This is a genomic window from Streptomyces sp. NPDC085932 (genome assembly GCF_044540525.1).
Classification (GTDB): domain Bacteria; phylum Actinomycetota; class Actinomycetes; order Streptomycetales; family Streptomycetaceae; genus Streptomyces; species Streptomyces levis.
Genome location: NZ_JBITSJ010000004.1, coordinates 145333 through 152774, shown reverse-complemented (window position 1 = coordinate 152774; position 7442 = coordinate 145333). Strand labels below are relative to the sequence as shown.

Sequence of the window (7442 nt, the reverse complement as noted above, 5' to 3'; positions counted from 1 at the left end):
GGAGTGGCGGGATTTGAACCCACGACCTCTTCGTCCCGAACGAAGCGCGCTGCCAAGCTGCGCTACACCCCGATGTCGCTGCTGTCGCGGCGACGACGTTTACTTTAGCCCACCGGTGGCTAGAGACGAAATCCGGTTTTGCCGCGGTGGCGCATGAGGGCCGGGCGGGCGTGGTCCAGGCCCACCAGGAGCAGAGCCAGGGCGTACATGGCCAGGCCCAGGAGGAGCGCGTTGCCGAGGACGTGCTTGTAGCCGTCCTGGCCGACGTCCAGGAACGGGTAGAGGTAGCGGTCGGTCGTGCCCGGCAGGAGCAGCTCGCCCCGGGTGAGGGAGAAGGCCAGGTAGGCCAGGGGGTAGAGCAGCCAGGCCGGGGCGTGGCGCAGACGCAGGCGGCCCGGGCTCGTGAGCAGGAGCCAGTCCAGTACGGCCGCGATCGGCGTGACCGTGTGGAGCGTGTGGTGGGCCAGGGCCTGCCAGCCGGCCGGGGCGGCGGCCTCGCCCGTGAGGGAGAAGGGGCTCGCCTCGTTCGCGAGGAGCAGGTGGTGCACCAGGGCCGCGACGACGACGTAGAGCAGGGTCGCGCCCAGGAGGGAGCCGGGCAGGGGCCGGGCGGCCGTCCAGGCCCGGCGGGCCGAGAAGAGCATGACCACGGCCAGGAGCGCGTTCGCCTGGATCGCGAAGTAGCCCGCGACCCGGGACGGGTCGTCGAGGAGCAGTTCCAGGGTCACGCCGGCGGCCGCCGCGAGGGCGATCAGCAGGCGGTAGGCCGCCGCCGCGGGGCGGCGGACCGGCGTGACGACGGCGGTGGCCGGGACAGGGGAGGGCAGGAGCACCGGCTTGCGCGGGATCGCGGGGAGGTCCGGGATGTCCCTGGGTATCGGGGCTGTCATGCCCTCAAGCTGACAGAACCGGATAAAGGGGGCTATTCGGGCGCCGCTGTGTGGGTTATCCCGTTACCCCGTTGCCCCCTCTCCCGTGCTCCCGTGCCTCCTTCTCCCGTGCCCCACGATTCGTACTCCCGCTACTCCCGCCCCACCAGCGTCAGCAGCGTCGCCTCCGGCGGGCACGCGAAGCGGACCGGCGTGTAGCGGTTCGTGCCGCAGCCGGCCGAGACGTGAAGGTAGGACGTACGGCCCTCGGCCGAGTGCGTGGACAGGCCCTTCACCCGGTCCGTGTCCAGGTCGCAGTTGGTGACCAGGGCGCCGTAGAAGGGGATGCAGAGCTGGCCGCCGTGGGTGTGGCCGGCCAGGATCAGGGGGTAGTCGTCGGCCGTGAAGGCGTCCAGGGAGCGCAGGTACGGGGCGTGGACCACCCCCATCGAGAAGTCGGCGGACTCCGACGGGCCGCCGGCGACCCGCTCGTAGCGGTCCCTCTTGATGTGCGGGTCGTCCAGGCCGGTCAGTTCCAGCGACAGGCCGTCGATCTTGAGCGTGCCGCGCGTGTTCGTGAGGTTGAGCCAGCCCGCCGCGTCGAAACCGTCCCGCAGGTCCTCCCACGGGTTGTGCACCGCGCCGACCGCCGGCTCGTTGCCGTTCAGGCCGTGGCGGCCCTGGGCCTTCTCCAGCAGGTAGCGGGCGGGGTTGCGCAGCTTGGGGCCGTAGTAGTCGTTGGAGCCGAAGACGTACGCGCCCGGGAACTCCATCAGCGGGCCGAGGGCGTCCAGGACCTCCGGGACGCCCTCCGGGTCGGAGAGGTTGTCGCCGGTGTTGATCACGAAGTCGGGACGCAGACCGGCCAGGGACCGCAGCCAGCGCTGCTTCTTGCGCTGGCCGCCGACCATGTGGATGTCGGAGACCTGCAGCACACGCAGGGGGCGCATTCCCGGGGGCAGGACCGGGACGGTGACCCGGCGGAGGCGGAAGGAGCGGGCCTCGAAACCCGCCGCGTACAACAGACCGGCGGCACCAGCCGCCGCGATTCCCAGGGGGACTCCGTATCGCGCGCGCATACGACCATCGTGTCAGACCGCGCGGGATGCCCGCGTCCGGCGGTGCGTGAAATGGCCCGCCGCGACGGGGCCTTGCGCTGCCGCCCCGTAAATGGAGGGGCACCTTTCCCGTCGCACCTGCGACAATCGACCCCATGACCACGCTCAAGTCGAAGCTGCAGGATGACCTCAACGCCGCGATCAAGGAGCGCGACGAGCTGCGCTCCTCGACGCTCCGGCTGACGCTCGCCGCGATCACCAAGGAGGAGGTCGCGGGCAAGGAGAAGCGCGAGCTCTCCGATGACGAGGTGCAGAAGGTGATCACCCGCGAGGCGAAGAAGCGGCGCGAGGCGGCCGAGGCCTTCGCGCAGGGTGGTCGGGCCGAGCAGGCGGAGCGGGAGAAGGCGGAGGGCGAGGTGCTCGCCGGTTACCTGCCCAAGCAGCTGTCCGACGAGGAGCTCCAGCAGATCGTGGCCCAGGCCGTCGAGGAGGCCAAGGCGGCCGGTGCGGAGGGGCCGCGGGCCATGGGCGCGGTCATGAAGATCGTGAACCCGAAGGTGGCGGGACAGGCCGAGGGCGGCCGCGTCGCCGCCGCGGTGAAGAAGCTGCTGGCGGGCTGACCGCCCGACCCCGGTGGTACCCGGTACACCGGTGGTACCCGGTACACCGGTGGTACCCGGTACACCGGTGGTACCCGGTACACCGGTACGCCGGGAGAACGGATGCGGCCCCCTCCGACCGTACGGTCGGAGGGGGCCGCATCCGTTTCGTCAGCCGGCCGAGTCACCGGCCGGCCACGTCAGCCGAAGCCCGGCCGGCCACGTCAGCCGAAGCGGCCTCCGTTGCCGTTGCCGCCTCCGTTGTCCTGCCCCCGGAAGAAGCCCTCCGGGAGGGAGAACGACGGGGTCGGAAGAGGGTCGCCGCCTCCGCCTCCGCCGTTGTTGTTGCCCCCGACCAGGCCGCCGAAGAGGCCGTCGTTGCCGCCATTGCCGCCATTGCCGCCGTTGTCGCCGTTGTTGCCGTCGTCACGGCCGCCGTCGTCGCCCCGGTCCCCGTCGCCGCGGTCGCGGTCGATGCCGTCGGGGATGTGGACGTCGTTGAACCGCTCGACGGGCTTGCCCTCCAGCGCGCCGGACATCATGTCGCGCCAGATCGGTCCGGGCACCTCACCACCGAAGACCTTGCTGTGCGAGCGGCCGCCGATGGTGATGTTGACCATCTTCCGCTTGTGCGCCGGGTCGCCGACCCACACCGCACCGGCCATGTTCGGCGTGTAGCCCACGAACCAGGCCGCGTAGCGCTCGTCCGTCGTACCCGTCTTGCCCGCGCTGGGGCGGCCGTCCAGGCCCGCCTTCGAACCTGTGCCGTCCTCGACGACGCCCTTCAGCAGCCCGTTGATCGTGTCGGCGGTCTCCTCCGACATGGCGCGCGAGCACGTCGACTTCGGAACCTCGAGCTTCTTGGACGCGTCGCCGACCCGCTGGCTGACCGACTCGATGGCGACCGGCGTGCAGTACATGCCCCGCGAGGCGAAGGTCGCGTACGCGTTCGCCATGGTCAGCGGGGACATCTCCTGCGTGCCGAGAGCGATGGACGGCACCTGCGGCATCTTGTCGCCGTCGGCCCGCACGACGCCCATCTTCTTCGCCATGGTCGTCACCGGGCAGATGCCGATGTCGCTGATCATCTGCACGTAGTAGGTGTTGACCGACTTGGCGGTCGCCTCCTTCATGTCGTACGGGCCGACCTCGGACTCGTTCTCGTTCTCCAGCCGGGCCGGGTTGCTGCGGTCGTTCTGCCAGGTCTTGCCGTCACAGGCCGAGACCGGCGAGGGGTAGGCCATCTGGTACGGCGACGAGTACACCTTGTTCGACGGCATGCCGTCCTCCAGGGCGGCCGCGGCCACGATCGGCTTGAACGTCGAACCGGGCTGGTAGCCCATGCCGCCGCCCATGCCCTGGTCGACGGAGAGGTTGATCTGCGTCTCGTTCTTCTTGAATCCGTACGGACGCGACTGGCCCATGGCGAGGATCTTGCCGGTGCCGGGCTGGACGACCGTGGCGGCCGTGGCCACCTCGTCGCTCTTGTAGACGTGGTCCTTGATGGACCGCTGGGCCGCGTCCTGGGCCTGCGGGTCCATCGTCGTGCGGATGGTGAGACCGCCCTGGTTCCAGATCTTCGCCCGGGCCTTGCGGGACTTGCCGAAGACCGGGTCCGTCAGGAAGACCTCGCGCACGTAGTCGCAGAAGAAGCCCGCGCCCTTGACCGCCGTGATGCAGCCGTTGCGGGGCTTGCTGACCTTCAGGCCCAGCGGGGCCTTCATCGCCTCGGCGGCCTGCGCCCGCGAGATGTCGCCGACCTCGGCCATGCGGCGCAGCACGATGTTGCGGCGCTTGGTGGCCTCCGCCTCGTCGTTGACCGGGTCGTACCGGCTGGGCGACTGGACGATGCCGGCGAGGAGGGCCGCCTCCTGGACGTTCAGGTTCTTGGCCGACTTGGAGAAGTAGCGCCGGGCCGCGGCCTCGACGCCGTAGGCCTGCTGGCCGAAGAACGTGATGTTCAGGTAGTTCTCGAGGATCTTCTTCTTGCCCAGCTCCTCCTCGACCTGGATCGCGTACTTGAGCTCGCGGATCTTGCGGCCGATGGTCTGCTGGGTGGCCTGGGCGACCTTCGTCGGGTCGTCGCCGGCCTCCTCGACGAAGACGTTCTTCACGTACTGCTGCGTCAGCGTCGAGGCGCCCTGGGCGACCTCACCGCTGCGGGCGTTCTTGTTGAGGGCACGCAACACGCCCTTGAGGTCGACCGCTCCGTGCTCGTAGAAGCGCGAGTCCTCGATCGCGACGATCGCCTTCTGCATGTACGGCGACATGTCCTTGAGGGGGACCACCGTACGGTCGCGCGAGTAGACGGTGGCGATCTGGCCGCCGTCCGCGTCGAGGATGGTGGTCCGCTGACTCAGCGGCGGGGTCTTGAGGTTGGCCGGGAGCTCGTCGAAGCTCTCGACCGATCCCTTCGCCGCCAGCCCCAGCGCACCCACCGCGGGCAGCGCGATGCCGGCCAGCACGGCCCCCGCGAGGACACTGACACCGAGGAACTTGGCGGCCTGCTGCGTGGGAGACAGACCACCGCCCGAGCGCTTCTTTGGCATGAGGGCAGCCTACGTTCTCATTCGCCGGACAGGCGTATATGCCTTGGCCTAAGCTGCTCCCAACTGTCACAGCAGTGAGGCCACGTATCAATACGTCCGGCGACCCCGAATCGTTCCGGATGTTCCCCAACTTTTTTGGTGGGTCGTGTCCGAATCCGCCTTGTGTGTCATACGGCGTCCGTTGTGACGCAACTGAACTGTCCCGTTTTGGCGGGAAAGTCATGTATGTCACCAGCTCACTCCCCCGGGTGATCTGCCGCTTACCCATAGTCCGTTCGGACCATTCAAGATTGGGCCCGCTGGGGGTGTTGCGCTGTGCCCACCTTCCGTAACGTCCTCAACTGGCGGCGGTGAATATGCCGCTGCCGCCGTGGGGGAGCCTCGATTCGGGAGAGGACGGCGCCGGTATGGGCTGGGTAACCGACTGGAGTGCGCAGGCGGCCTGCCGCACTACCGATCCGGATGAACTGTTCGTTCAAGGAGCAGCGCAGAACAGGGCCAAGGCGGTGTGCACCGGATGCCCGGTGCGCACGGAGTGCCTGGCCGACGCGCTGGACAACCGCGTCGAGTTCGGCGTGTGGGGAGGCATGACGGAGCGGGAGCGCCGCGCACTGCTGCGCAGGCGGCCGACGGTGACCTCCTGGCGCCGGCTGCTGGAGACGGCGCGCACGGAGTACGAGCGCGGCACGGGTGTCGTGCCCCTCGACGACGACGAGATCTACGAGAACTACGCGGCGGTGAGCTGAGCTCCTCCGGGAGCTCCGCAGGTCCGAGGGCCCTTCACCGGGCCCTTCGCCATCACCGGGCCCTTCGCCATCACCGGGCCCTTCGCCGTCACCGGGCCTTCCGCCGTCACCAGGCTCTTCGCCGTTACAGGGCTGTTCGTCGTGCCGGCGCTGTCCCAGGGCTTCGCCTGGGCGTGCTCAGGCACTCAGGCAGGTGCCCCGGGCACCTCGGCCGGGTCGGGCAGCTCGCGCTCGTCGGCGGCGAGGCGGTCGCCGATGGCGCGCAGTCCCGCGAGGTCGTGCACATCGCCGGGCAGCGCGGCCACTTCCGTCACGGCCACCTCGGGGTGGAGCGCGGTGAAGCGGTCACGTGTGCGCTGCTCACGGGAGAGCAGCTGCATCCGGTCGGCGTGCAGCCTCAGCAGGCCGGCCGTGAGCTGGTCGACGGACCGCTCGGCCGAGCCGGGCTCCTGGGCGTCCTCGCTGCCTTCGGTGTCCTCTGCGTCCTCGGCGGGGGAGCCACCGTCGGATGCCGGACCAGCGGCACGAGCTGGTGTTTCGGGCGTGGGAGAGTCTGAACTGTCCTGTGCGTCGGGGGAGTTACGAAGTACTGCTTTCCCGCCCTCCTGATCCACAATGCGGGGTTCTTCAAGATTTTCCGCGGCGGCGAGTGCCCGCTCGGCCGACAGCCGGTCGGCGCCGCTGCCGTGGACCCGGTTGAGCACCAGACCCGCCAGCGGCATGTCCTCCGCGGCCAGGCGCTCCACGAAGTAGGCGGCCTCGCGCAGCGCGTCCCGCTCCGGGGCCGCGACCACGAGGAAGGCCGTGCCGGGGGCCTGGAGCAGCTTGTACGTGGCGTCCGCGCGCGTGCGGAAGCCGCCGAAGGTGGTGTCCATCGCGGAGACGAACGTCTGGACGTCCTTCAGGAGCTGACCGCCCAGCAGCTTGCCGAGGGTGCCGGTCATCATCGACATGCCGACGTTCAGGAACTTCATCCCGGCGCGGCCGCCCAGCTTCGCCGGGGCCGTCAGCAGCCGGATCAGCCGCCCGTCCAGGAACGACCCGAGCCGCTTGGGCGCGTCCAGGAAGTCCAGTGCCGAGCGCGACGGCGGGGTGTCGACGACGATCAGGTCCCACTCGTCCCGGGAGCGAAGCTGCCCGAGCTTCTCCATCGCCATGTACTCCTGCGTGCCCGCGAAGCCCGCAGAGAGCGACTGGTAGAAGGGATTGCCCAGGATGGCCGCCGCCCGCTCGGGGTCCGCGTGCGCCTCGACGATCTCGTCGAAGGTGCGCTTCATGTCGAGCATCATCGCGTGCAGCTCACCGCCCGCGGAGTCGTCGATGCCCTTCACCCGGCGCGGGGTGTTGTCCAGGGAGTCGATGCCCATGGACTGGGCGAGCCGGCGGGCCGGGTCGATGGTCAGCACGACGACCTTGCGGCCCCGCTCGGCCGCGCGCAGGCCCAGCGCTGCGGCCGTCGTGGTCTTGCCGACCCCGCCCGAGCCGCAGCAGACCACGATCCGGGTCTTCGGGTCCTGGAGCAGCGGATCCACGTCGAGCAGGCGCGCGGGGGCGAGGTGGGGGCGGGCCGCGTCGTGCGCGTGGGCCGGGTCCGGACGGCTCATGACATCCCCTGCTTCCG

The 7442-nt window shown here is 69.9% G+C and carries 6 protein-coding genes and 1 tRNA gene; 2 read left to right on the top strand and 5 right to left on the bottom strand.

All coding sequences use genetic code 11. From position 1 onward, the window contains the following. From ACIGAQ_RS20960 to ACIGAQ_RS20950, 3 genes are all read right to left on the bottom strand, one after another. Window positions 1-72: transfer RNA gene (locus ACIGAQ_RS20960), tRNA-Pro, on the bottom strand. 47 nt (window positions 73-119) lie between these two features. Then, window positions 120-890: a Pr6Pr family membrane protein gene (locus ACIGAQ_RS20955; protein ID WP_399784879.1), complete on the bottom strand. Its 771-nt coding sequence runs from the start codon at window positions 888-890 to the stop codon at window positions 120-122. 131 nt (window positions 891-1021) lie between these two features. Further along, complete coding sequence (locus ACIGAQ_RS20950; protein WP_311677981.1) at window positions 1022-1948, bottom strand: metallophosphoesterase; 927 nt, start codon at window positions 1946-1948, stop codon at window positions 1022-1024. Between the two features lie 134 nt (window positions 1949-2082). On the opposite strand from ACIGAQ_RS20950, the gene ACIGAQ_RS20945 reads away from it, so the two are divergent. Continuing rightward, complete coding sequence (locus tag ACIGAQ_RS20945; protein WP_031115996.1) at window positions 2083-2547, top strand: GatB/YqeY domain-containing protein; 465 nt, start codon at window positions 2083-2085, stop codon at window positions 2545-2547. Window positions 2548-2750: 203 nt separating this feature from the next. On the opposite strand, the gene ACIGAQ_RS20940 is transcribed toward ACIGAQ_RS20945, so the two are convergent. Beyond that, window positions 2751-5075, bottom strand: coding sequence for a transglycosylase domain-containing protein (locus ACIGAQ_RS20940; protein ID WP_399784876.1), 2325 nt, complete (start codon window positions 5073-5075; stop codon window positions 2751-2753). Between the two features lie 407 nt (window positions 5076-5482). Here ACIGAQ_RS20940 and wblA point away from each other — a divergent pair, with 407 nt between their 5' ends. Continuing rightward, entirely contained in the window at window positions 5483-5821 is a 339-nt protein-coding gene (gene wblA / locus ACIGAQ_RS20935; protein WP_179272479.1) for a transcriptional regulator WblA, read from the top strand. A 185-nt stretch (window positions 5822-6006) separates the two neighbouring features. Here wblA and ACIGAQ_RS20930 read toward each other — a convergent pair whose 3' ends face one another. Next, window positions 6007-7425 (bottom strand): ArsA family ATPase, encoded by a 1419-nt coding sequence (locus ACIGAQ_RS20930; protein WP_311677977.1) that lies wholly within the window; start codon window positions 7423-7425, stop codon window positions 6007-6009. Window positions 7426-7442 lie beyond the last annotated feature (17 nt).

Bases quoted from the DNA above. Each gene is read 5' to 3' on its own strand.
- ACIGAQ_RS20955 (WP_399784879.1), bottom strand. From the start codon at position 890: ATGACAGCCCCGATACCCAGGGACATCCCGGACCTCCCCGCGATCCCG.
- ACIGAQ_RS20950 (WP_311677981.1), bottom strand. From the start codon at position 1,948: ATGCGCGCGCGATACGGAGTCCCCCTGGGAATCGCGGCGGCTGGTGCC.
- ACIGAQ_RS20945 (WP_031115996.1), top strand. From the start codon at position 2,083: ATGACCACGCTCAAGTCGAAGCTGCAGGATGACCTCAACGCCGCGATC.
- ACIGAQ_RS20940 (WP_399784876.1), bottom strand. From the start codon at position 5,075: ATGCCAAAGAAGCGCTCGGGCGGTGGTCTGTCTCCCACGCAGCAGGCC.
- wblA (WP_179272479.1), top strand. From the start codon at position 5,483: ATGGGCTGGGTAACCGACTGGAGTGCGCAGGCGGCCTGCCGCACTACC.
- ACIGAQ_RS20930 (WP_311677977.1), bottom strand. From the start codon at position 7,425: ATGAGCCGTCCGGACCCGGCCCACGCGCACGACGCGGCCCGCCCCCAC.